Annotated in this window: 25 protein-coding genes and 1 pseudogene; 1 reads left to right on the top strand and 25 read right to left on the bottom strand. The window is 58.5% G+C overall.

Annotated elements, in window-relative coordinates:
• Positions 1-41: 41 nt before the first annotated feature.
• The 23 genes and pseudogenes from A6070_RS16385 to A6070_RS00660 all read right to left on the bottom strand — a co-directional run bounded on the left by A6070_RS16385 (position 42) and on the right by A6070_RS00660 (position 18,069).
• A complete protein-coding gene (locus tag A6070_RS16385) occupies positions 42-1,226 on the bottom strand; it encodes a bifunctional 2-C-methyl-D-erythritol 4-phosphate cytidylyltransferase/2-C-methyl-D-erythritol 2,4-cyclodiphosphate synthase (protein ID WP_072286615.1) in 1,185 nt (394 codons plus the stop codon).
• Between the two features lie 136 nt (positions 1,227-1,362).
• On the bottom strand, positions 1,363-1,848 hold the full coding sequence (locus A6070_RS00745) for a CarD family transcriptional regulator (RefSeq protein WP_235605480.1): 486 nt from the start codon (positions 1,846-1,848) through the stop codon (positions 1,363-1,365).
• Positions 1,849-2,012: 164 nt separating this feature from the next.
• Entirely contained in the window at positions 2,013-3,737 is a 1,725-nt protein-coding gene (locus A6070_RS00740) for an ABC transporter substrate-binding protein (protein ID WP_158515865.1), read from the bottom strand.
• A 123-nt stretch (positions 3,738-3,860) separates the two neighbouring features.
• Positions 3,861-4,979, bottom strand: coding sequence for a molecular chaperone DnaJ (dnaJ, locus tag A6070_RS00735; RefSeq protein ID WP_145926392.1), 1,119 nt, complete (start codon positions 4,977-4,979; stop codon positions 3,861-3,863).
• Positions 4,980-5,099: 120 nt separating this feature from the next.
• Positions 5,100-7,004: a molecular chaperone DnaK gene (gene dnaK / locus A6070_RS00730; protein WP_072286612.1), complete on the bottom strand. Its 1,905-nt coding sequence runs from the start codon at positions 7,002-7,004 to the stop codon at positions 5,100-5,102.
• A 56-nt stretch (positions 7,005-7,060) separates the two neighbouring features.
• Entirely contained in the window at positions 7,061-7,642 is a 582-nt protein-coding gene (grpE, locus tag A6070_RS00725; protein ID WP_072286611.1) for a nucleotide exchange factor GrpE, read from the bottom strand.
• Between the two features lie 25 nt (positions 7,643-7,667).
• Positions 7,668-8,708, bottom strand: coding sequence for a heat-inducible transcriptional repressor HrcA (gene hrcA / locus A6070_RS00720; protein ID WP_072286610.1), 1,041 nt, complete (start codon positions 8,706-8,708; stop codon positions 7,668-7,670).
• A gap of 147 nt (positions 8,709-8,855) precedes the next feature.
• A complete protein-coding gene (locus A6070_RS15035; RefSeq protein WP_083568934.1) occupies positions 8,856-9,368 on the bottom strand; it encodes a hypothetical protein in 513 nt (170 codons plus the stop codon).
• A complete protein-coding gene (locus A6070_RS16620; protein WP_083568933.1) occupies positions 9,308-9,988 on the bottom strand; it encodes a coproporphyrinogen-III oxidase family protein in 681 nt (226 codons plus the stop codon). The genes A6070_RS15035 and A6070_RS16620 overlap by 61 nt, the downstream gene beginning before the upstream one ends.
• A 25-nt stretch (positions 9,989-10,013) precedes the next feature.
• The gene (locus A6070_RS00710; RefSeq protein WP_072286608.1) at positions 10,014-10,484 is read right to left on the bottom strand and encodes a universal stress protein; all 471 of its coding nucleotides are present in this window, start codon (positions 10,482-10,484) and stop codon (positions 10,014-10,016) included.
• Between the two features lie 92 nt (positions 10,485-10,576).
• Positions 10,577-12,361 carry a Na(+)/H(+) antiporter subunit D gene (locus A6070_RS00705; RefSeq protein ID WP_072286607.1) on the bottom strand — a complete coding sequence of 595 codons (1,785 nt, stop codon included), beginning with the start codon at positions 12,359-12,361 and terminating at the stop codon, positions 10,577-10,579.
• A complete protein-coding gene (locus tag A6070_RS00700; RefSeq protein WP_072286606.1) occupies positions 12,351-12,596 on the bottom strand; it encodes a hypothetical protein in 246 nt (81 codons plus the stop codon). The genes A6070_RS00705 and A6070_RS00700 overlap by 11 nt, the downstream gene beginning before the upstream one ends.
• 2 nt (positions 12,597-12,598) lie before the next feature.
• Positions 12,599-12,865, bottom strand: a complete 267-nt coding sequence (locus tag A6070_RS15745; RefSeq protein ID WP_201787912.1) for a hypothetical protein — start codon at positions 12,863-12,865, stop codon at positions 12,599-12,601.
• Complete coding sequence (locus A6070_RS00695) at positions 12,859-14,070, bottom strand: proton-conducting transporter transmembrane domain-containing protein (RefSeq protein WP_201787911.1); 1,212 nt, start codon at positions 14,068-14,070, stop codon at positions 12,859-12,861. The genes A6070_RS15745 and A6070_RS00695 overlap by 7 nt, the downstream gene beginning before the upstream one ends.
• A gap of 30 nt (positions 14,071-14,100) precedes the next feature.
• Entirely contained in the window at positions 14,101-15,594 is a 1,494-nt protein-coding gene (locus A6070_RS00690; protein ID WP_083558592.1) for a proton-conducting transporter transmembrane domain-containing protein, read from the bottom strand.
• Positions 15,591-15,980 carry a cation:proton antiporter subunit C gene (locus tag A6070_RS00685; protein WP_072286604.1) on the bottom strand — a complete coding sequence of 130 codons (390 nt, stop codon included), beginning with the start codon at positions 15,978-15,980 and terminating at the stop codon, positions 15,591-15,593. Before A6070_RS00685 ends, A6070_RS00690 begins: the two co-directional genes overlap by 4 nt.
• Position 15,981: 1 nt before the next feature.
• On the bottom strand, positions 15,982-16,113 hold the full coding sequence (locus A6070_RS16235) for a hypothetical protein (RefSeq protein WP_269085278.1): 132 nt from the start codon (positions 16,111-16,113) through the stop codon (positions 15,982-15,984).
• Positions 16,114-16,190: 77 nt separating this feature from the next.
• Positions 16,191-16,459, bottom strand: a pseudogene (locus A6070_RS16615) (MnhB domain-containing protein); the annotation flags it as partial.
• Positions 16,456-16,728, bottom strand: a complete 273-nt coding sequence (mbhE, locus tag A6070_RS15250) for a hydrogen gas-evolving membrane-bound hydrogenase subunit E (RefSeq protein ID WP_145926390.1) — start codon at positions 16,726-16,728, stop codon at positions 16,456-16,458. The gene mbhE and the pseudogene A6070_RS16615, both read right to left, overlap by 4 nt.
• The gene (locus A6070_RS00675) at positions 16,725-16,970 is read right to left on the bottom strand and encodes a Na(+)/H(+) antiporter subunit B (RefSeq protein ID WP_072286603.1); all 246 of its coding nucleotides are present in this window, start codon (positions 16,968-16,970) and stop codon (positions 16,725-16,727) included. The genes mbhE and A6070_RS00675 overlap by 4 nt, the downstream gene beginning before the upstream one ends.
• Positions 16,967-17,290, bottom strand: a complete 324-nt coding sequence (gene mnhG, locus A6070_RS00670; protein ID WP_072286602.1) for a monovalent cation/H(+) antiporter subunit G — start codon at positions 17,288-17,290, stop codon at positions 16,967-16,969. Before mnhG ends, A6070_RS00675 begins: the two co-directional genes overlap by 4 nt.
• Positions 17,291-17,311: 21 nt before the next feature.
• On the bottom strand, positions 17,312-17,590 hold the full coding sequence (locus A6070_RS00665) for a monovalent cation/H+ antiporter complex subunit F (protein WP_201257974.1): 279 nt from the start codon (positions 17,588-17,590) through the stop codon (positions 17,312-17,314).
• Positions 17,587-18,069: a Na+/H+ antiporter subunit E gene (locus A6070_RS00660; RefSeq protein ID WP_072286601.1), complete on the bottom strand. Its 483-nt coding sequence runs from the start codon at positions 18,067-18,069 to the stop codon at positions 17,587-17,589. Before A6070_RS00660 ends, A6070_RS00665 begins: the two co-directional genes overlap by 4 nt.
• A gap of 430 nt (positions 18,070-18,499) precedes the next feature.
• Here A6070_RS00660 and A6070_RS00655 point away from each other — a divergent pair, with 430 nt between their 5' ends.
• A complete protein-coding gene (locus tag A6070_RS00655; protein WP_072286600.1) occupies positions 18,500-19,291 on the top strand; it encodes a carbon-nitrogen family hydrolase in 792 nt (263 codons plus the stop codon).
• A gap of 62 nt (positions 19,292-19,353) precedes the next feature.
• Here the strand turns inward: A6070_RS00655 and A6070_RS00650 are convergent, their stop codons facing one another.
• Both A6070_RS00650 and A6070_RS00645 read right to left on the bottom strand, forming a co-directional pair.
• On the bottom strand, positions 19,354-19,806 hold the full coding sequence (locus A6070_RS00650; protein WP_072286599.1) for a V-type ATP synthase subunit K: 453 nt from the start codon (positions 19,804-19,806) through the stop codon (positions 19,354-19,356).
• 43 nt (positions 19,807-19,849) lie between these two features.
• Positions 19,850-21,631 (bottom strand): V-type ATP synthase subunit I, encoded by a 1,782-nt coding sequence (locus A6070_RS00645; protein WP_072286598.1) that lies wholly within the window; start codon positions 21,629-21,631, stop codon positions 19,850-19,852.
• Positions 21,632-21,659: the final 28 nt, after the last annotated feature.

The raw sequence follows: 21,659 nt of genomic DNA, 5'->3' as shown, positions 1-21,659 counted from the left end.
GCAACAGGGAATTGCCCTGCAGCGATTTGCCGAAGGCGCGGTCAGTGGTTGTCCGCGACCTTGCTCAACACCACCACCGCATGGGAGCTGATCCCTTCGCCTCGGCCTTCAAAACCGAGCTGCTCGGTGGTGGTGGCTTTCACGTTGATACGGTCGCAATCGGTGCCGCAGGCATCGGCGATCCGCTCCCGCATACGCGCAATGAAGGGGGCGAGTTTGGGGCGCTGCGCAATGATGGTCGCGTCGAGATTGCCAAGAGCATACCCCTTGTCCCGTGTTAGGCGCATAACCTCGCGCAGCAGCTTGATACTGGAAATGCCCCGATAGGCGGGATCGGTATCGGGGAAATGTTTGCCGATATCTCCTTCGCCCAGGGCGCCGAGGATCGCGTCACAGATAGCATGCAGCAGCACGTCGGCGTCGGAATGCCCCAGCAAGCCCAGATGGTAGGCAATTTCCACGCCCCCGAGGATAAGCTTGCGCTCCGCAACCAACTGGTGAACGTCGTAACCGTGTCCGATGCGCATCATGCCGGGGTATCCTGGATTGTCGAGAAAAGCCCGGGCCAGCAGCAGGTCCTCGGGCGTGGTGATTTTGATGTTGCGGTAGCTGCCCGGGATGACGGCGACCCGACCGCCGGTCCACTCGATCAGCGAAGCATCATCGGTTCCCTGATAGTTTTGCTGCTGCGCAAGCCGATGAGCGTCGAGGATGGCCCCAAAGCGAAAACCTTGCGGGGTCTGCGCCTGCCAGAGATGCCGGCGATCCGGAGTCGCCTCGATCATGCCGTCTCGCACAAGCTTGATAGTGTCCTTGACGGGGACGCCAACAATCGCCGCCCCGCTTTTCTCCGCCTTTTCGATGGCGGCATCGATGAGCTCGAAAGGCAGCAACGGACGGGCGCCGTCATGGATCAGCACCACGTCATCGGGCGCCGCACCGCAAGCCAGCAAGCCATTGCGCACCGAATCCTGACGTTCGGCGCCACCAGGCACCAGGCCCCTGACCTTGCTGAAACCATAAGGGTCGATGACCTGCTGTTGGCAAAGAGGCATTTCCGCTTGCGGACAAATGACGAAAATATGATCGACGCGGGGATGGCGATCAAACAGGGCAATGGTATGACTCAGCACCGGTCGCTCGCCGAGGGGCAGGTATTGCTTGTTGACGGACGCACCCATGCGTTTTCCCATGCCGGCGGCAGGGAGCAGAACAAAAACACTCATAGCAGGATCTCGAGGCACCAGTCGCTGCCTCCGCTGGCTTGGCGGCGAGCAGGCGCAACGACCGGGATAGACGGCAGCCGGCCAATATCACCGGATGCCGGGCGACAGCTGTTGAATCGGGAACGGTCGGCAATGCCTAGTGAGTGAAGAAACTTTCAACCCGGTCGACGACCTGTTGCTCGTCCTTGCCGTCCGCCAGGGCAATCTCCTTGACGACAAGCTTGCGGGCCAGTTCCAGGACTTTCTTTTCCCCGTAGGAGAGTTCCTTCCCCTCACGGATCGCGTAAAGATCCCTCAGCACCTCCGCAACCTCAAAGACATCACCGGAGCGTATTTTTTCGTTATAATCACGCTGGCGACGGCTCCAGGATGGAAGACTGCCGTGGCTTTCGGGCTTGTCCCTGAGGATGTTGTAGACTGTCCTGACGTGGGTCTTGTCGATAAGAGACCTCATGCCTACGGTGCCGACATTATTGACCGGCACCATGATGGTCATATCGCTGTCGACAATGCGCAATACATAGAAATCCAGTATCTGACCGACGAATTCCCTTGATTCAATGGCCTCGATGACCCCGACACCTTGGGCTGGATAAACAGCCATGTCTCCGATTTTAAACAACGCAGGACTCCTTTTTGCAACAGGCTTTAACTTAACATAATTCCGTCATGACCGTCAAGAGCGGGGAGCGGTTTGGCAGAGAAGCGGTGCCTGGCTGGTACAGGGGGAAGGCAGGCGCGGGAGGAACCGGCCCCTGCTGCGAAAGCGGGCCGGGAGGATGGTTTTCAATTCAGCTGTATCAACGAAGCGTTTTTCACCTGCAGCAGATAAAGATTTTTGCGCGCCTCGCCGGTGGGTTCGAACCGGGTTTTTCCGGTAACGCCGGGATAATCCCGCACCTGGACCAGGGCGTCACGCAGGCTTTCCCGATCCGCCAGCGGATTCTGCTGCAGAAGATCCAGCAGCATATCGGCCGCATCGTAGCCCTGGGCTTCAAACAGAGAGGGTTCTTTTGCGTACCGCTGCATGTAGCGGTCGACAAATTCCCGCACCAACGAATCAGGACTGTGGCGGAAAAAACCACTGACAAAAACGCCATTTTCCAGCGAGGATCCCGCCCGAACCAGAAGATCCGGCGTATCCCAGCTGGCACTTCCGAGCAATGCGGTATCGGACAGTCCATAGAAAGGCAGTTGCGGCGCAATCAGGGCCAGCCGATCCGCGGTATCGGGAATAAACAGCGCATCCGGCCCCTTGGTTCGGGTGCTCCGCAGGGACCGGATCTGCTGGCGAAAATCCGTGGTGCGGGAGGGATAAAATACGGTGGCGACGATTTCGCCTCCCAGGTCACGAATCGCTGCAATAAACGATTTGGCCAGCTCCTTTCCCAGCCGGGTTTCGGGCGCAAGAACACCGAAAGAAGACATATTTTTCTGTTTGATGGCGTAATCGGCCAGGGTCCTGGCCTGCAGATCGGCCGTCAGGCTGTTGCGAAAAATCCAGGGCCCTGTCTCGGTCAATCCGGCATGCTGGGAGAATGACACCAACGGGACGGCTTCCAACTCGGCGCGGCGCGCCGCCTTGCTGGCTGCATTTCCCGTCAGGGGACCAATAATCGCGATTACCTGGCGGCTGGCGGCCAGCTCCGCGATGCATTGCTCGGCAACGGCAGGATCCGCGGCACTGTCGCGCACCAGAAAGGTTGCCGTGCGCTGCAGGGCATGCTCTTGCAGCGCCAGTTCCATGCCGCGCAACAGTTGCTTGCCAAACCCGGCAAACCGTCCGGAAAGCGGCAGAACAACGCCAATAGCCAGCGGCGAAGCCTTTTGCGAGAGTTGTTGGTAAAGCATCTCGGCATCGTCGCGAAAAGGGAACGCCACAGGGCTTTTCAATATGCCGTCAAGCAGGGAAAGCGCCTGGCCATGCCGACCTGCCTGGTGGTGGCGCACGGCCTGCTGCAGCAGAACATCATGTCCAAGGGGTGAGCCTTGAAACAAAAAGGCCGCTTCGGACAACTCCGAATCACTCAGGCGGCTCTCCAGAATGCCATGGGCCTGTTGCAGCAGCTGCGAAGCCACCGCGGGGTCGATATCGAGGCGCAGACGGCGCTGAATATAAAACAGAGCTTCAGCATGCTGTCCGGACTTCAGGGAAGCGTCAGCAAGTGCTGCGAGGCGCTGATGCCGCTGGCTGCCATTGAGTGCCGCTTCTTCCAGGGGGCGCAACAATTCCACTCCCGCGGAGATGCGGCCGGTACCGATTAGACCCAGTCCTTCCAGCAGGCGACTTTCCGGTGTCCGGCGCCCTTCAGGAATAGCGCCGAGGTGGGCAAGCATATCGGCCAGCTGGCCCTGACGATAATAAATGCGCGCCAGAGCCATGTGAGCCTGCCATGCATCCGGGTGCTGCGGTTGTTCGGCAACAGCCGCCTTCAAGGGTGGCATGGCGAGTTCCGCAGAGCCGGACCGATAAAGCTCCAGAGCCTGCTGCAAAGCGCTGGATGCAGACACGGCCCGACACAGCCCTCCCTGCAAAGCCGCCAGGACAACCAGAACCACTAATGAAAAAATGGCACGCCTCAACATAGCCTCAATCCGAAAAAAGATTTCGCTCCGCTGATCCGCCGCGGCGGATCAGCCAAACAATTCCTTAACCTTGGCAAAAAAGGTTTTACCCATGGGGTGGATTTCTTCGCCCCCCTCTCTGGCAAACTCCTCCAGAAGCTCCTTTTGCCGGTCGGTAAGTGACGTAGGCACCTCGACACGCAAAACCACCAGCTGATCGCCCCGATTATAGCCCTGCAGAGACGGGAAGCCATAATTAGCCAGCTTGATCACCTTTCCGGATTGGGTCCCCGCGGGAACCTTGATGTTCAGCTTTTCCGTAAGGGTCGGTACCTCCAGTTCACACCCAAGGGCGGCCTGGGGAAAGGAAATGGGAATTTCACAGATGATGTTCTGACCATCCCTTTGGAACAGCGGGTGATCCTTGACCGAAATAACGACGTACAGATCCCCCGGAGGTCCGCCATGCAGGCCGGGCTCCCCCTCGGCGGACAGCTTCAGGCGGCTGCCGGTTTCAACCCCTGCCGGGATCTTCAGAGACAATGTGCGTTTGCCCCGCACCCTGCCGCTGCCATGGCATTCGGCACACGGCTGGTCGATGATCTGGCCCTCACCGTGACAGTCGGGACAGGGCCGGGTCAGGGAAAAATAACCCTGCTGAATGCGCACCTGGCCAGCGCCCTGGCAGGTAGCGCAAACCCGCGGGCTGGTACCGGGTTTGGCGCCGATGCCGTTGCAGGTCCCGCAGGTTTGATAGCGGGGGATCTGGATTTTGGTTTCCAGACCGAAAGCCGCCTCTTCAAAACTGATGGAGAGGTTGTAACGCAGGTCGTCACCCCGCCGGCCACGACTGCGCTGACCGCCACGATTCCCGAAGATATCTCCGAACAGGTCTCCGAACAGGTCTTCGAAAGGGGTTCCGCTAAAGCCGCCGGAGGAATAACTGCCTCCTCCACCGCCGCCATTCAGCCCGGCATGACCATATTGATCGTAAATAACGCGCTGTTGGGTATCGGATAAAACCGAGTAGGCTTCGGAAATTTCCTTGAACTTGTCCTCGGCCTGTTTGTCACCGGCGTTCTTGTCGGGATGGAACTGGATCGCCAGTTTACGATAGGCTTTCTTGATTTCCGTTTCGCTGGCGTTGCGATGAACACCCAGAACCTCGTAATAATCGCGCTTGCTCAACTTTGATATTCCTTATGTTTCAGCCGGCCATGAACCCTGCAACGCCTGGCGGAAAATTCCCAACGCAACAGGAGCCGGGGACAAACCCCGGCTCCTGTAAGGTTGCAGAATACTGACGGTTTACTTGTTCTTATCGTCCACTTCTTCAAACTCCGCATCGACCACGCCTTCGTCGCCGCCGCCTTGCGGGGCATCGTCCGCGGCGGTCTGCGCGCCCTCCTGGCCATGCTTGTAGACCGCCTCGGCCAGTTTGTGGGAAGCGGTAGCCAAGGCTTCGCTCTTCTGGCGAATGGCGTCGGCGCTGTCGCCGTCCATGCTTTTCTTGAGTTCCTCCAGGGCATCCTGGATATTCTTCCGGGTTGCCTCGTCCACCTTGTCCCCGTGCTCCTTGAGGGTCTTTTCGGTGGAGTAGGCGAGGCCATCGGCCTGGTTGCGGGCTTCGATCAGTTCACGCTTTTTCTTGTCCTCGGTGGAATGGGCCTCGGCGTCCTTGACCATCTTGTCGATTTCAGAGTCGCTCAGGCCTGAAGAAGCCGTGATGCGGATCGACTGTTCCTTGCCTGTGCCCAGATCCTTGGCCGAAACATGCAGAATGCCGTTGGCATCGATGTCAAAAGCAACTTCGATCTGAGGCACACCGCGCGGCGCCGGCGGAATGCCGACCAGCTCAAAACGGCCGATGGTCTTGTTGTCGGACGCCATCTCCCGCTCGCCCTGAAGCACGTGAACCGATACCGCCGGCTGGTTATCGGCGGCGGTGGAGAAAATCTGGCTTTTTTTGCAGGGAATGGTAGTGTTTTTCTCGATCAGCTTGGTCATGATGCCGCCGAGGGTCTCAATCCCCAGGGACAGGGGGGTGACGTCCAGCAGCAGCACGTCCTTGACCTCGCCCTTGAGCACCCCGCCCTGAATCGCGGCGCCGATGGCAACAACCTCATCGGGGTTGACACCCTTGTTGGGGGTCTTGCCGAAGATTTCCTGGACTTTGGCCTGCACCGCCGGCATGCGGGTCATGCCACCGACCAGCAGCACTTCGTCGACATCGGAAGCCGAAAGGCCGGCATCCTTGAGAGCCATGCGGCAGGGTTCGACCAATTTTGCCAGCAGACTGGCACAGATGCTTTCCAGCTTGGAACGGGTCAGGCGGATGTTAAGGTGCTTGGGCCCCGACTGGTCTGCCGTGATAAACGGCAGGTTGATATCCGTTTCCATGGAGGTGGACAGCTCGCACTTGGCCTTTTCGCAGGCTTCCTTGAGGCGCTGCAGGGCCATCTTGTCCTTGCGCAGGTCAATGCCCTGATCCTTTTTGAATTCGTCGGCGACATAATCCATAATGTGCTGATCGAAATCTTCGCCGCCCAGAAAGGTATCCCCATTGGTCGATTTGACTTCGAAAACGCCGTCGCCCAGTTCCAGGATGGAAATGTCAAAGGTGCCGCCACCCAGGTCGAAAACGGCGATTTTTTCTTCGTTTTTCTTGTCCAGGCCATAGGCAAGAGAGGCGGCGGTCGGCTCGTTGATAATGCGCAGCACGTTCAGACCGGCGATCTTGCCGGCATCCTTGGTGGCCTGGCGCTGCGAATCGTTGAAATAGGCAGGAACAGTTATAACCGCATCGGTGACGGCTTCGCCGAGATAGTCTTCAGCGGTCTGCTTCATTTTCTGCAGAATCATGGCTGAAATCTCGGGAGGGCTGTATTTTTTCCCGCGCACTTCTACCCAGGCATCGCCATTATCGGCCTTGACGATAGCAAACGGGCTGACCTTGATGTCTTTCTGAACGGCGTCGCTTTCGAACTTGCGGCCGATCAGCCGCTTGATGGCGAACAATGTGTTCTCCGGATTGGTCACAGCCTGACGCTTGGCCTGCTGGCCGACCAGGCGCTCACCACTTTCCGTGAAGGCCACCATCGACGGGGTGGTGCGGGAACCTTCGGCATTGGCGATGACCACAGGCTCTCCACCTTCCATGACAGCCACGCAGGAGTTGGTGGTGCCGAGGTCGATTCCGATAACTTTTCCCATGAGTATATATCCTCCTTTAAATTTGAATCTGGCGTTTAATTGGTGTGCAACCAGGGCTATTCGTCGGCTGCGGGGGATTTGGAAACCAGCACCAGGGCCGGACGCAGCAACCGGTCGTTGAGCAGGTAGCCTTTTTGCATTTCCTGCAGTACGGTATTGGGCGGATGCTCGGCGCTTTCCAGCTGCCCCATGGCTTCGTGCCAGGTCGGATCGAACGGTTCACCCACCGCCGCGACCGGCGTCACACCAAACTTTTCCAGCAGCTTGCGGCACTGGGAAAGGGTCATCTCAACCCCTTCCATGAGTCCCTGCACCGTTTCTTCGCTGCCGCGGGCGTGGTCGATGGCCCGCTCGAGATTGTCCACAACGGTCAGGACTTCGCGCAGCAGGTTTTCATTGGCGAACCGTACCAGATCCTCCTTTTCCCGCTGCATGCGCTTGCGGAAGTTTTCCAGTTCAGCCCGCTCGCGCAGATAGAGATCCCAGTTTTTCTGCTTTTCGGCCAACGCCTCAGCCAGTTCCTGTTGCACGGCGGCAAGCGGAGCCGCTTCGGCCTGCGTGCCTTCCGGCACTGCGGCGGCGGTCTCTTCGCTCAGGCCCTGGTCCGTTTCGGTTGCCTGGTTTTTCGGTTCTGCCACGATAGTTCGTCTCCTATTCCTATTTCTATTCCTCTTCACTGTCCAGAATACTGCCGATCAGTCCGGCGGTAAAATCGACCAGCGGGATGACCGTCGAATACGGCATGCGGGTCGGCCCGATGATACCCAGGGTGCCGATGGCGCCCCAGCGGCTGGAAAACGATGCCGCAACCAGACTGCACCCCTCGATGTCGCTGTAATGATCCGGGCTGCCGATGTAGATCTGCACGCCTTCGGCCAACTGGCTTTTGTGCAGCAATTCCATCAGCAGGTTTTTCTGATCGAATGTCCGCATCAGACGCCTCATGCGGCTCAAATCATTGAATTCCGGCTGATCGAGGATATTCGATGCGCCCTCGATGTAGATCTGACCGCCGAAATCATCCTCCAAGGCCAGACATGACAGATGCAGGGCACGCCGGAGCAGGGTATCGTAGGTGGCCATTTCCTCCGCCATCTGAACCACAATGCGTTGTTTGATGTCCTGGATGGAGAGTCCGCTGTATGTCTGGTTGAGATAATTGGCCGCTTCCTGCAGCTGAGACTCGTTGAGCGGCAGATCCGACTCGATAATCTTGTGCTCGACAATCCCGGACTGGCTGACAAAAACCGCCAGGATACGGCGCGCCGAAAGTCTGACGAAGTCGATACGGCGGCAGATGGTGGTTGCCAACTGCGGCACCATGACCACCCCCGTGTAGCTGGAGGAGGTGGACAGGATGCGTCCGGCTTCACGCAACAACTCCTCCATGCGCAACCTGCGATTCCGGTAATGCTCGCGGATCGATTGCCGCTTGCTGGGCGACAGCTGCTTGATTCGAAGCAGGCTGTCCAGATAGAAGCGGTAACCTTTCTCGGTCGGTATGCGCCCGGCAGAGGTGTGCGGGGACGTCAGGTATCCCATCTCTTCCAGGTCGGCCATGACATTGCGGACCGTTGCCGGCGACAGAGGGATCGCGTGCCTGCGCGTCAAAGCCCGCGAACCGATGGGCTCCCCCGACAGGATGTAATCCTCGATGATGGCCTCAAGTATCAGCCGACAGCGTTCGTTCAACTCTTCGTTCATCGCGATACGCAATCGTAAAACAAGCCGGGGCATCCGGCTTGAAAGGACGTTAGCACTCTGACTTGTTGAGTGCTAACGGGAAACAACATAACAACGGCCCTACCCTTTGTCAAGGGCAAAGCAGGTGGAAAAACAAAGGGAAAACGCCTACAGGAAGGGGTTGATTAAATGGTCGAACAGCAGCCACCCCTGAAGGTCCAGCCGCCAACGTCCCTGGCGGCAGATCAAATGCGGACCGCAGCGTTTCACGGCAACGGGAAACGCCTCTGCGAAGCCAATCCCGAAACGCCTTAAAAACGCTGCCTCATCAATACCTTCGGCACAGCGCAGGGCAAGGTACGCGGTCTCGGCCATGGCACCGCGGCGATCGAAAGTTTCCAGTTCCACCACGGGATCCCGATGCGCGGCAAGCGCATCCCGGTACGATGTCAGATCGGCAGGTACCATGCCGCGCCAGCCCCACTGGCGGTCGCAGAAGGAGTGAGCGCCGGGGCCGACGCCAAGGTAAGCCTGGCGCTTCCAGGTAAGAAGATTGTGCAGGCATTGGCGGCCGGTTCGCCCGTAGTTTGAGATTTCATAATGCGCAAACCCCGCCGCAATCAATCGTTCATGCAGCAGCATGAAACTTTCGGCATAGACCTCCTCGGTCGCCGGTTGCATGTGCCCCGCTTCCACCTGGCAGGCAAAGGGGGTTTCGGGCTCGATGCCCAGGCCGTAACAGGAAAGATGCTCCGGGCCAAGCTGAAGGATGGATTCAAGATCGGCCAGGGCGCCTTGGGGGGCTGGTCGGGAAGGGCGAAGATCAGGTCGCAGCCGACATTATCGAACCCGGCCTGCCGTGCCCATCGGAAAGCAAGACGCGCTTCCGCGGCGCTGTGAATCCGGCCCAGCCGGGCGAGGCTCCTGTCGTTCAGGGACTGGACCCCGAAAGAAAGTCGATTGATACCGGCACCGTGATAACCCAGCAACTTGCCGGCGGTGACCGTGCCCGGATTCGCCTCCAGGCTGATTTCGGCGTCGCGGCTCAGACCGAACAACCGATCGGCATGCTGCAGAATCAGGCCGACGGCGCGCGGCGGCAGCAGCGAAGGCGTCCCGCCGCCGAAAAAAACGGTCGAGAAAGGTCCCTGCCAGCGGTCGCGATGTCTTTCCTGCTCGAGATGGGCAATAACCAGCTGTGGGAAGCCTTCAAGCTGTGAAGCATTCAGAGGCAGGGAAAAAAAGTCGCAATACGGACACTTGCGAAGACAGAACGGTACGTGGATATACAGAGACGTCACGGCAGAACAATCCGCTTCCGAAAGCTCAGTCGATGACCCAAACCGCCAGACCTTCGCTTTTCTGAATCAGGTCCCGGGAAACACTGCCCAGAACCATCTGCTTCATTTTGGAAAGGCCCCGCCGGCCCACCACCACGGTATCACAGCCAAAAGCCCGGGCTTCATCGGCAATATCCTGGGCAATGCCGCGCCGCAGCGGCTTGGCGAGCACTGTCAGGCGCTCGGCGGGAAGCTGCTGTTCGGCAAACATTTGCGCGGCTTGGGTCAAAACTTTTTCCACCTCGTTCTGCTCCTGCAGGTGATCCTCGTCGCCCTGCGATTGACGCGTTTCGGGCTTGACGGTGTCATCCGGTTTTTTTTCGCTGCTGGGGACGCCGGTAAGAACCGTGAACAGAATGACCTGGGCATCGGGAAGGTGCGGCACAATCTCCGCCGCATAGCTGGCAGCCCGCATCGATAGCGGAGAACAGTCCAGGGCCACAAGCAGCTTTTTCATGTTGAAATCGTTCCTTTCGATTGGCCTCGCCACAGCGGCGGAAACTTTTTGGCGCAGGTCGTCCGCAACCCCGCGGGACCGTCGGCACAGAGCTAGGCGATAAAATACAACAAGGAGGTGGCGGCAAGAAAAATAACGGCCAACAGCACGCCGACCCCTACCGGGTAGGTACCGAGCCTGCTGCGCTGTCGGATGCGTTGTTTCGTGCCGGGCGATAGGTCCTGAAAACCCATCAGCCGGTTCAGAATTCGAAGGCAGCCGATTTGCACGTTGCCTCCCGGTTCTTCAAAGAACCTTGCAGACAAGGCCGTCATGCGGGTAATGAAAAACCGCTCGCAGTGAGCATTCAGTCCATTGAACAGGCGATCAACGCCCCGGTACAGCATGAGACCGCCGCGTCGATAAAACCAGTCCACATCAAGATTGGTCGCGGCTTTCTCAAAGGGATAAATACGCCAGCGGCACAGCAACCAAAAGCCCAGGCCGGCAAAACACAGCAACTGCAATTTGCTCAGGACATGCGCTGGCGTATAAAGTTCGTAGACGGCGGGATAGGGCATGATGCCGAACAGAAGTTGCGGTCGCAGCCCAAGCAGCACACATAGAAAAGCCGTTGCAGCCATGGCCAGCAGCATGTGCGGCGGCGCTTCCCGGATTTGTACTTTTGCCTCTGCGCCGAAAAAGATCCGGTAGGGGATCTTGACCCCCGCATAGAAAAAGGTTCCGACCGAAGCGGCTGTCAACACCAGCCATACCAGGGGGCGATGACTGTGGGTTACCGCATCCATGATGATTGATTTGGTCACAAAACCGCTGAACAGGGGAAACGCCGAGATGGACGCGGAACCGACCAGACAGCATATGACGGTACCGGGCATGCTGCGGTAGAGACCGCCAAGTTGCGAAGCATTGCTTGTCCCGGTTCGGAAGACAACAGCCCCCAGGACCATAAAAAGCAGACTCTTATAAAGGATATGCGCGAAGGCATGGCAGACGGCGCCGTTGATGGCCATATCGCTGCCGATGCCGATGGCCACCACCATGTAACCGACCTGACTGATGAGGCTGTAACACAGAACGCGACGCAGGTCGTTCTCGATCAGTGCATACAGCACGGGAAAGGCCGCCATAAGAGCGCCAATCCAGACCAGTTCTTCGATACCGGCAAAGCAGCGGGCCAGCACATACACCGCGCTTTTGGTGGTAAAGACACTGAGAAAAACGGCACCGGCGACCGTCGATTCCGGGTAGGCATCGACCAACCAGGCATGCAGCAGAGGCCAGGCGCAGTTCAGGCCGAAGCCAAGAAAAATCAACACGGCCCCTGGCGCGTCAAGTTGCAGGGGCCCCAGGGCAAGATCGCCACCGGCGCTGCGATGCAGCAAAATGCCCGACAACAGGCAAAGCCCACCGGCGACATGCACCAGCATATAACGCACTGCCGCCTCTCGCGATCGGCGCGTACGGCGCGCAGCAATCAAAAAGGTGGCGGCAAGGGTCAGGGTTTCCCAAAACACGAACAGGGTGATCAGATCCCCGGCGAAGGTTACCCCCTGCGCCGCACCGGCATACAGCAGGCCAACCGCATAATGACTGCGCTCTTTGTGGTGAAAAGAAAACAGTACGCCAAGCAGACAGGCAAGATAAAACACATAGCCGAATATCCGTGACAGGGCGTCGATACGGGTGGTTAACAGGTTGAGCCCAAAAAAAGAAACCTGGCCGAAATTACCTTCGGGTGCCGCCCACAGCAACAACAACCCCGCCAGAGGAGCGGCCAGAGCCGCTATCCTCAGAGCTCGGCCCTGAAACAGCGTCGTCAGCAGGGCGCCCGCTACCAGGATCAGCGCCGGCGGCAAGACAATACTAGCGATCATAATACTCCTCGTCCCGCAAAACCAGGGGCCGCAACAGGAATCTGGCGATCAATGCCAAAGACACAACCGTAACCAGTCCAAATGCGGCAGAAAACCCGCGCCAGCCGTCCCAGGGGAAAAAAGCGTGCGAATGCATCCTGAATTCCAGCAACAGCAGGGAAATCAACCACAGACCGTATCCCCACAACATGAGCCTGCGGTCACACGATAAATGGCTACGCTTTTCCTGGCGCATGGTCACCCTCCGGACAGCGTCTGTCGCACCAATTGCAGCAACAGACCGGGAAAGAAAAAAAGTCCTGCCGATACCAGAGCTGTTGTTACCAGGGGGATCAGGCAGAACAGGGGTGCTTCCTCAACAGCCGCAACGGTTGCGAGACGGGGGGCCTCGGCAAAAAACCCACGGTAGACGATGGGCAGAAAATAGGCGGCATTAAGAAAGGAGCTGACCAGCAAAACCAGCAGCAAGATTATCTGTCCGGTCTCGATGGCTCCGGTCAGCAAATGCCACTTGCTGATAAAGCCCCCAAAGGTGGCATTCCGATAATGGACAGGGCCCCGAGCAGAAAAGCACCGTAGGTTACAGGCATGCGCCGCCCCAGTCCATCCATCTCGCTGATGTACTTCTTGTGGCTGGCGACGTAGATGGCGCCGGCGCAGAAAAACAGGGTAATCTTGCCGAAGGCGTGCATGGCAATGTGCAGCAGTCCCCCGGTCATGCCGGCCGCCGACAGCATGCCCGCGCCAAGCACCATGTAGGATAACTGGCCGATGGTGGAGTAGGCCAGGCGCCGTTTGAGATTGTCCTGCGTCAGGGCCACCAGCGAAGCGACGAGCACGGTAACCGACGCCAGAGACGTGATGATAACGCCGAGGTCGAGATTTCGCAGCAGATCGGGGCCGAATATGTGCAACACGACTCGCAGGATGGAGAAGACACCGACCTTGACCACCGCCACCCCGTGCAGGAAAGAACTTACAGGCGTCGGCGCGACCATGGCGGCCGGCAACCAGCCATGCATGGGCATGATGGCCGCCTTGGCGAAACCAAGGACAAACAATACCAGAAGCAGCGTCAGGGTAGCAAAGGAGGCTTGGCCGGCGAAAATGCCGCCGGCGGTGAAATCGAGTGTTCCGGTCGTCGCATAGGTGATGAGCATCGCCGGCAGCACCAGACCGATGGAGGTGCCGAGAATATAGGTCAGGTATCGACGTCCCGAGGACCGGGCCTCCCCGTTGCGCTCATGGGTCACCAGGGGGTAGGTGGCGAGGGACAGCATCTCGTAAAAAAGATAGAGGGTCAGCAGGTTGGCAGCAAAGGCGACGCCGATGGTCGCGGCGATAGCCAGAGCAAAAGCGGTAAAATAGCGGGTCTGGTCATGTTCCTTCAAGGCCCGCATATAGCCGATGGAGTAAAGGGAGGTGCAGATCCACAGGAACGAGGCAACAAGAGCAAAGTAAATGCCCATTGCGTCCACCCGCAACTGGATTGGCACACCGGGCAACACCTCGGCCAGCGTAAAGACAAACCCCTGGCCCGACAGTACCGCGGGAAGCATGGCGGCAATCAACAGAAATTTGGTGATGCCGGCCAGCAATGTCCAGAACTCGCGCAGGTTCGGCCTGCCATCCGACAAAAAAATGGGAACGGCGGCCAGCAAGGAGACCCCGACGGCCGCCAGGGGCCATGGGGAAGACTGATAGATCATGATCGTTTCGGCTTTCCTTGGTATATTTCTTCAGGGAGCGAACCCCGGCGGCAGAGCCAGGCGAATTACGTTCTCGATCAGCGGTCCGCAGCCGAAACCGAGAGCCAGCAACGCGATCGCGGATATCAGCAGGGGGCTGAGCATGGGCAGCGGGGCTTCGCCGGAACCTTGTTGCGTGGTAGCCTGCAAGCCTGCAACCGGCTGAAAATAGGCCAGCTCCATAATGCGGAAAAACAGCACCGCATTGATCAGGCTGCTGATCAGCAGAGCCGTCATGAATTCCCAGTGTCCGGCCCGCACCGCACCCAGAATCAAATACCATTTGCTGAAGAAACCACAGGTTGGGGGCACGCCGATCATGGAAAGAGCCCCGACCGTAAAAGCGGCCATGGTCAGGGGCATGCGGCGATACAGGCCATGCAGCCGATCGAACTCCAGGCTGCCGGTGCGATACAGAATGGCCGCTGCCGCCAGAAACAAGCACAGGGTCATCATGGCGTCGTTGACAATGTGCAAAATGGCGCCGGTCATGCCGGTGCCGTTGGCCAGCCACACGCCTCCCACCATGTAAGCGACTTCAGCAACCAGAATATAGGTCAGCATGCGACGCAGATCCCGTTGCGCCAGCGCCAGGCTGGACGCGCACAATATCGCCAGGGATGCGGCCCAGACGATCAGGGACTGAACCCCGGCATGCTGAATGAATTCATATCCGGGGGAGAAAATCGAGAACATGACACGGATCATCAGATAGACGGTGACCTTGGTCATCAGCGGCGCGATCATCACGCCAGCTCCGGTCGGCGCCTGGCTGTAGGCGTTGGGCAGCCAGACATGCAGGGGGAACAGGGCCATCTTCACCCACAGGCCCACCATCAGAAACGCAAAGGCGGTGGCAACCGCGGCCGGCGCGTTGAGCCCCGGCAGGATGCCCGCGATATCGGCCATATTCAGAGTGCCGGTGAGGATATAGAGGTACCCGACACCGAGCAGATAGAAGCAGGCACCGATCGACCCCATGATTATATAATTGAAACTCGCCAGCGGCGCCCTGTCGGATCCCATGGCGATGAGGCCATAGGTGGTGATGGCGGTAATCTCGAGCAGTACGTAGAGATTGAAGGCATCGCCGGTCTGGACCAGGCCGAGCAAGCCGGCCACCAGAATCATGTACAGAGTGAAAAACAGATGTTCCCGCCCCGGCAGTTCGTTCTGAACGCTTTTCAGGGCACTGCAGGTGGCGAGCAGCGCCACGGAAGAAACCAGCAGCAGCATTAAAGCGCTCAGCGGGTCTATGACAAGTTCGATGCCGTAAGGAGCCTGCCAGTTTCCGACCGTGTAGCGGTACGCGCCATCACGCAGCACCCTCAGCAATGTCAGCAGGGCGCCGAAAGTCGAGAACCCGAGGGCGGCAAGGATCAAAGGTCCGATCCAGGCGCGGGAAACACGACCGAGAAGATTAACGGCAAAAGCTGACAACAGAGGCGCCGCCAATATGTAGAGATGCATGTTTGGCGTGTTCATTGGCCGATTTTCTCCAGAATTTCGTCCTCTTCAAGGGTGCCGAATTTCCGATGGATACGGATCATGATGGCCAATGCCACCCCCGTGACGCTGACGGAAACGACAATCGCCGTCAGCATCAGCACATGGGGCAGGGGATTGAGTATGCGGCTGGCATCAACACCGTGTAGCATGACCGCATGCTTGTCGACGATGGGAATTCCGGCGCCCCGTTTGCCGCCAATGGAGACATAAAAAAGGATTATGGCGGTCTGGAAGATGTTCATGCCAAGCAGTTTTTTCACCAGATTGCGTTTGCCGATCATGGCATAAAAACCGATCATCATCAGCACCACGTAAATCCAGTAATTGTACTTGGCGACGATTTCCGACAGCAGCTGGTCCATATCAGAGCCCCTCATCCATCTCGCCGCCGGAACCAAGGTCCCAGAACAGCGATGCCATGATGCACATCACCGCGATGCCCACGCCCAGTTCCACCAGGAAAATGCCCATGGAGCGCCAGGCAACCGGCCCCAAAGGCAGGATCCTGTCCAGCGCGCTGTAATCCAGAAACAGCCCCCGGCCAAAGCGCAGAGCAGGGCGACGCCGGTATAGATCAGGACCCCGACATTGCTGAGCACGGCATTGACCCGCACCGACAGAAACCGCAGGGAGGTGCGAAGATCGAAGGCCAGGGCCAGCAGGATGAAAGACGATCCCAGTATGACCCCCCCTGGAAGCCCCCACCCGGACTGTAATGACCGTGAACAATGACATACAGACCGAACAGTTGGATGAAAGGCACCAGCAGCCTGACGGCGGTGCGTACGATAAGGTCTTCGCCGGCCAGCCGGTCCCGGGTCCGTTCCTGAAGCAGTTTCATGTTTTTTGTCTCCGCAGCACACATATCACCGCCAGACCCGCGCAGTAAATAACCACCGTCTCGAACATGGTGTCGTAGCCGCGATAATCGCCGAGAATTGCGGTGACAATATTGGGAACGTGGGTTTGCTTGACCGCCTGCTGGATGTAAACCGGCGACACATGGCGGCTGGCGGGCGAAGCTGCGTCTCCCCAGGCGGCAAAATCCCGGGTACCGTACAGCAGCACGATGCCGGTTGCCAGGGTGGCGAGAAAAGCGAGTGTTTTCAATCCTTGCTCCTTCTTGTTGTGCGCAGGATGGCGGCGATAAACAGGACGCTGCTGACCCCGGCGCCGACCGTCGCTTCGGTAAAGGCCACGTCAACGGCGCCCATTTCCGCCCAGAGAAGACACATGAGAAAACTGTAGACGCCGAAAATCACCACGGCGCCAAGCAGATCACGGGTATTGATGGCGGCCACGGCGCAGATGACCACCAGCGCCAGAATGAACAGGTCCAGCTCCCAGATCATTGCGGTTCATCCTTTTTGGTCCAGGGCTCCATGCCGATAATCAGAGCCGCCTCGGTGACCGCGTGGGTGGCGGTAGGGCTGGCGACGAACACGAAGGCCGCAATAGCCAGAATCTTGAGGCTTACCAGCAGATTGGCCGGCGAAAAGTCGACCAGGTTGTACAGAGCGACGCCGGCAATCACCAGCACAGCAGCCAGGGAATCGCATTTGCCCGCCGCGTGCAGCCGGGTGTAGAAATCAGGAAAACGCAACACCCCGACTACCCCCACGGCAAAGAAAAAGATGCCGGCGACAAGCAGAAAACCCGTGATCCAGAGCACTTCCGATCTCCTTTCGAAAGGCTAGTCACCCGGCATGTGCTTACGGCGCAGAAAATATTTGGCCGCACCAAGGGTGGCGATGAAATTAAGCAGGGCATAGGCGATGGCGATATCTACAAACATCGCAACATTGCGGTAGAGCACGCCGATAATAAGCAGCAAAACCGTGGTTTTGGTGCCGATAACGTTGCCGCCGAGAATGCGGTCGAAAACCGTGGGCCCGCCAACGACCCGCACCAGACAAAGGGCCATCAGCAAAAGCAGGACGATGCCGCAGCCTAAAAAAAGATATTCCATCATAGGGTCGACTCAAGAGCCCGACCGACGCGACGCTCCATTTCACCAGGCAGGGAAGCGGCGGCATTGCGGGTCAGGGCATAAACGGTGAATTCATCATCGTGAATATTGACGGTGATGGTGCCCGGAGTCAGGGTGATCGACTGGGCGAAGGTCACCTTGGTTATCGGGCGGCGAAGAAAGGTCTTGAAACGGATCAAACGTGGATCGATGAGGTCATACATGCGGGGATGAAGAACGATATAGGCCACCTCAAGGTTGGCCAGGACAATCTGCCAGAACAGCCAGGGGCAATACAGCAGGATGCCGATGGTGCCTCGCAGCCAACGGCGCTTTTTTTCACCGTAAAACAGCAGCTTATGGCTTAGCAGGGTAACCAGCAGGCAACTGAGAACTCCCAGGGAAAAATGGAAGGCATCGAACATGCCCGACAGCATCGCCCAAAAGGCGAGCATGGTGAAAAAAGTCGCGACCCTGGTCATGGAACAACTTTCCGGAAGGAGTTTCCGCCTGCTGACAAGCACATCAAGCGAATGAGCAGAACGGTGAAAAGACCCCTTCGAGGACTGTCTCGATCTCGAAAGGTAAAAACAGACATCCCCGTTCTCACCGGCAGTTATGCAACAACCTGTCGATATGCCTGTTTCGTCCGTCAGATAATCGGCAAGGGGATTGGATGCCTCCGGCTCGGCCGGTGGAGAATTTTTAGCACGCTTTATTTTGACCGTCAAGCTTCCGATGCAAACAGCCGCGCATGTTTGATTCAAGGCCCGCACCTTGTGTCGACGACAGCGCTATCCTATAATCCGCGCATAATGACACCAACCCATTTACAGGAAGCAGTCGGCTAACGGGTATCCGTCCGGAAACCCCGGATGCAAACTGGCTGTTTCCACGCCGGAAAGGTACGCCATGGTCGGCAGAATGAAAGTTGCAGCCGTTCAATTCGATATCGTCACAGGGCAGATTGAGCGGAATCTGGAAGCCGTCCTTGCCGCCTTGCAGCGGTTGCGGCGCCATAAGGTTTGCTTGACGGTATTGCCGGAAATGTGGAGCAGCGGTTTCGATTACCGGTCGCTGGGGCAACTGGCGCAAAAAACCCCCGAGGTGCTGGAGACGATTGCGCGACACCCGGCGGCTCTCGACATGGTTGTGGTCGGCAGCCTGCCGGAATATTGCGACGGAGATGTCTACAACACCACCTTTGTGCTGGACCGGGGGCGGATTGCAGGTCGTTACCGCAAGTTGCATCTGTTTTCGCCGATGTGCGAAAACCGCTATATGCGCGCCGGCAACACTGCTTTGGTGGTGGAAACGGCCGCAGGCCGCATCGGCGTGGCCATATGCTACGATTTGCGTTTCCCCGAACTGTTCCGGCGCCTGAGCCTGGATGGCGCCGACCTGATCTGCCTCTCGGCGCAGTGGCCCAGGCCGCGCCAGGATCACTGGCAAACCCTGATAAAGGCACGGGCCATTGAAAACCAGGTATTCATGGTAGCGGCCAACAACTGCGGCATGCAGGGCAAACTCGATTTTTTCGGAAACAGCATGATCGTATCGCCGCGCGGCGAAGTAGCGGCCGAGGGTGGAGATAAGCCTTGTGAAATTCTTGCGGAAATCGACGGAGAGGCGCAGCAGGCCTACCGGCAGGCGATTCCGGCCTGGAAGGATCGCCGCCCCGATGTCTATGGAGTGTTGACCTGAGCGATTCCCCCTGCCCGGCGACAGCGAAAAAACGGAGCCGGGCAGGGGGGGGTGGGGCCGGTTTACAGAGATCCGCCGATAAACACCATCACGAACAGCGCCACGGTCTCGATAACGCCGAGGGCCATGAGGTAATTGCCGAATCCTTGCCCGGTTTCCGCCAGGGCATCCGAAGCGCCGGCACCGGCGCGACCCTGCAGCCAGGATGACAGGCCCATTGCAATGCCGCCCAGAATGCCGGCGAACAGGCTGGCTGGCCAATTGCCGGGCGTGGAACCGGCGGCACCCTTGATGGTATTCATCAGAATCATGCCGTAAATGGTTTGCGACAGAGGAGCGCCGACAAAGGCGACCAGCAAAAACGGGGCGGCCTTGCTTTGCGCATAGCACTTCTTCCAGGCTCCGATGGCGGCCATGGCGGCGGCCCCGGTGCCCAGCGCCGAACCGATGGCAGCCAGTGCAAAAGCCGCTGCTGCGCCGGAATTTGCGAGGGAAAGAGCGATTTCTGGACTCATGTTGGGTTCTCCTTCGATAAGACGGAATAAGATCTGACGGCTGTCAGGACTGTTTGCGACGCGAGGGCTTTGCCAGCGGCCGGTAAGGCACGCCGGCCCATTCCATACCCAGATGGCCGGAAAATTCCAGCATGTTGAGCCGGATGCCGTGTACCAGCACACTCATGGCGCATAGTACGATGTTCAACCCGTGACCGAGCAACAGGATTACGGCAACCGCCAGCCCCTTGAGAAGCGGATGCATCTGCATACCGAGAGCCATGCTGTTGAAACTCTGGGCGACGGCGACGGTGGCGGCGCCGACGGCGAAAAGGCGAATGTATGAAACCAGATCGACGAAGCTGTTGATGATGTTCATGGCCAGCGAACCCAGCCCGCCGGCAACGGCCTTGAACGGATTGAAGCTGGGTCTGGAAAACAGCACCACCGCCAGCGCCCCGGGACCATACAGCCACCAGAGCAGTCCCGGAGCCACCTGCTGACCCAGCACCATCTGTCCCGCCAGAAAAAAGTTTCCACAGAAAATCAGCACCCATCCGAGTTCGCTGATAGCCCGTACCCGCCAGCCGATCATCAGGGCATTCCAGATATGCGCGATGGCCAGGTGAATCACGCCGATCAGAAAACACAGTTTCTGCACCTGGATGCTGTCGGTCAACGCCTCCAGCACGGCAATGTTTCTGCCGCCGCCGGTCCAGCCGAAATAGGTTCCGGACAAAACGCCCCAGACAATGGTGCAGACCGCCAGTTCACCGAACAGCCAGAAGGGCTGCGCCGGAGCTTTGGGAAATTTTTTCCGCAGGGCAACGGTAGCGACCAGAAACACGGCTCCGTAACCGGCATCGCCGATAAGAATAGCGAAAAAAAGCGAGAAAAAGATCAGGAACCAGGCGCTGATGTCGATCTCGTGGTAGCCGGGTATCACGCCCAGGCTTTTAAAAACCAGCCGGATCGGCTCGACCCAGCGCGGCAGCCTGACCAGCGTCGGCACGCATCTGTCGGCCCGGTCCGGATCGCTCAGCAGCAGGGCCCAGCCCTGGCGGCGCGCCGCTTCGCGCAGGCTGTCGACCTTGTTGACGGGAATGTAGCCCTGCAGATAAGCCAGCCGGCCTTTTTGCCCCATCCCGTCACGGGCCACACAATGGGCGATTTCAGCCTCGAGCTGCCGCAGTTCGTCGTGCAGCACCGCGCTGCAGCTGGTCAATGCGGCCAGCAGGCTGTGTTGCTCGGCCAGGGCCTGCTCGCTGTCCGCCAGCTGCTTGCGCAACTCCCGGGCACTGGTTGTTTGCGAAACAGGCAACGGCGTGAATGGCAAGGTGGTGCCCGCGGGGGCAACCACCACGAAGTAATCCTGACGACCGAAGGTAGCCGTTTTGTGCAGAACCGCGCCTTCCGGAAGCTCCGGCAGATGGCCGGCCGCGCTTTTTCCGAAGGCCACAACAAGGTTGTTCTTGCGCAGGGCGGCAATCGTCTCTGGATCGAAATCACCCCATGGCTGCAGCTCCTGGAGTTCGAGATGCAGAGCGTCGATGCGCGTTTGGAGCGTATTGCATTCGGCGGTGGCCTCCATCACCGAAGCGCAAAGCTCCTCGGCATCGGGACTCTGGCCACAGATGGCGGCACGGTCATCGGGGGCGATGTTATCAAGAACGGCCATGGCTCGCGCCAGACGCCCATGCCTGTTGCGCAGGCTGGCCAGCTGTACGGAGTCGGGTGGCTGCGCCGGATGAACATGCACGGTGCCGAGTTCCGCCAGTTGCTCGATGGTCTGCTCACGGTGCTCTTCCAGACAGACCAGGGACAGTTTTTTCATTGGTTCGATCATAATGGATCCCGACTCGAAATGGGGTGGC

Source organism: Syntrophotalea acetylenica (genome assembly GCF_001888165.1).
GTDB lineage: Bacteria > Desulfobacterota > Desulfuromonadia > Desulfuromonadales > Syntrophotaleaceae > Syntrophotalea > Syntrophotalea acetylenica.
This window is presented reverse-complemented; position numbering and strand designations above follow the sequence as displayed.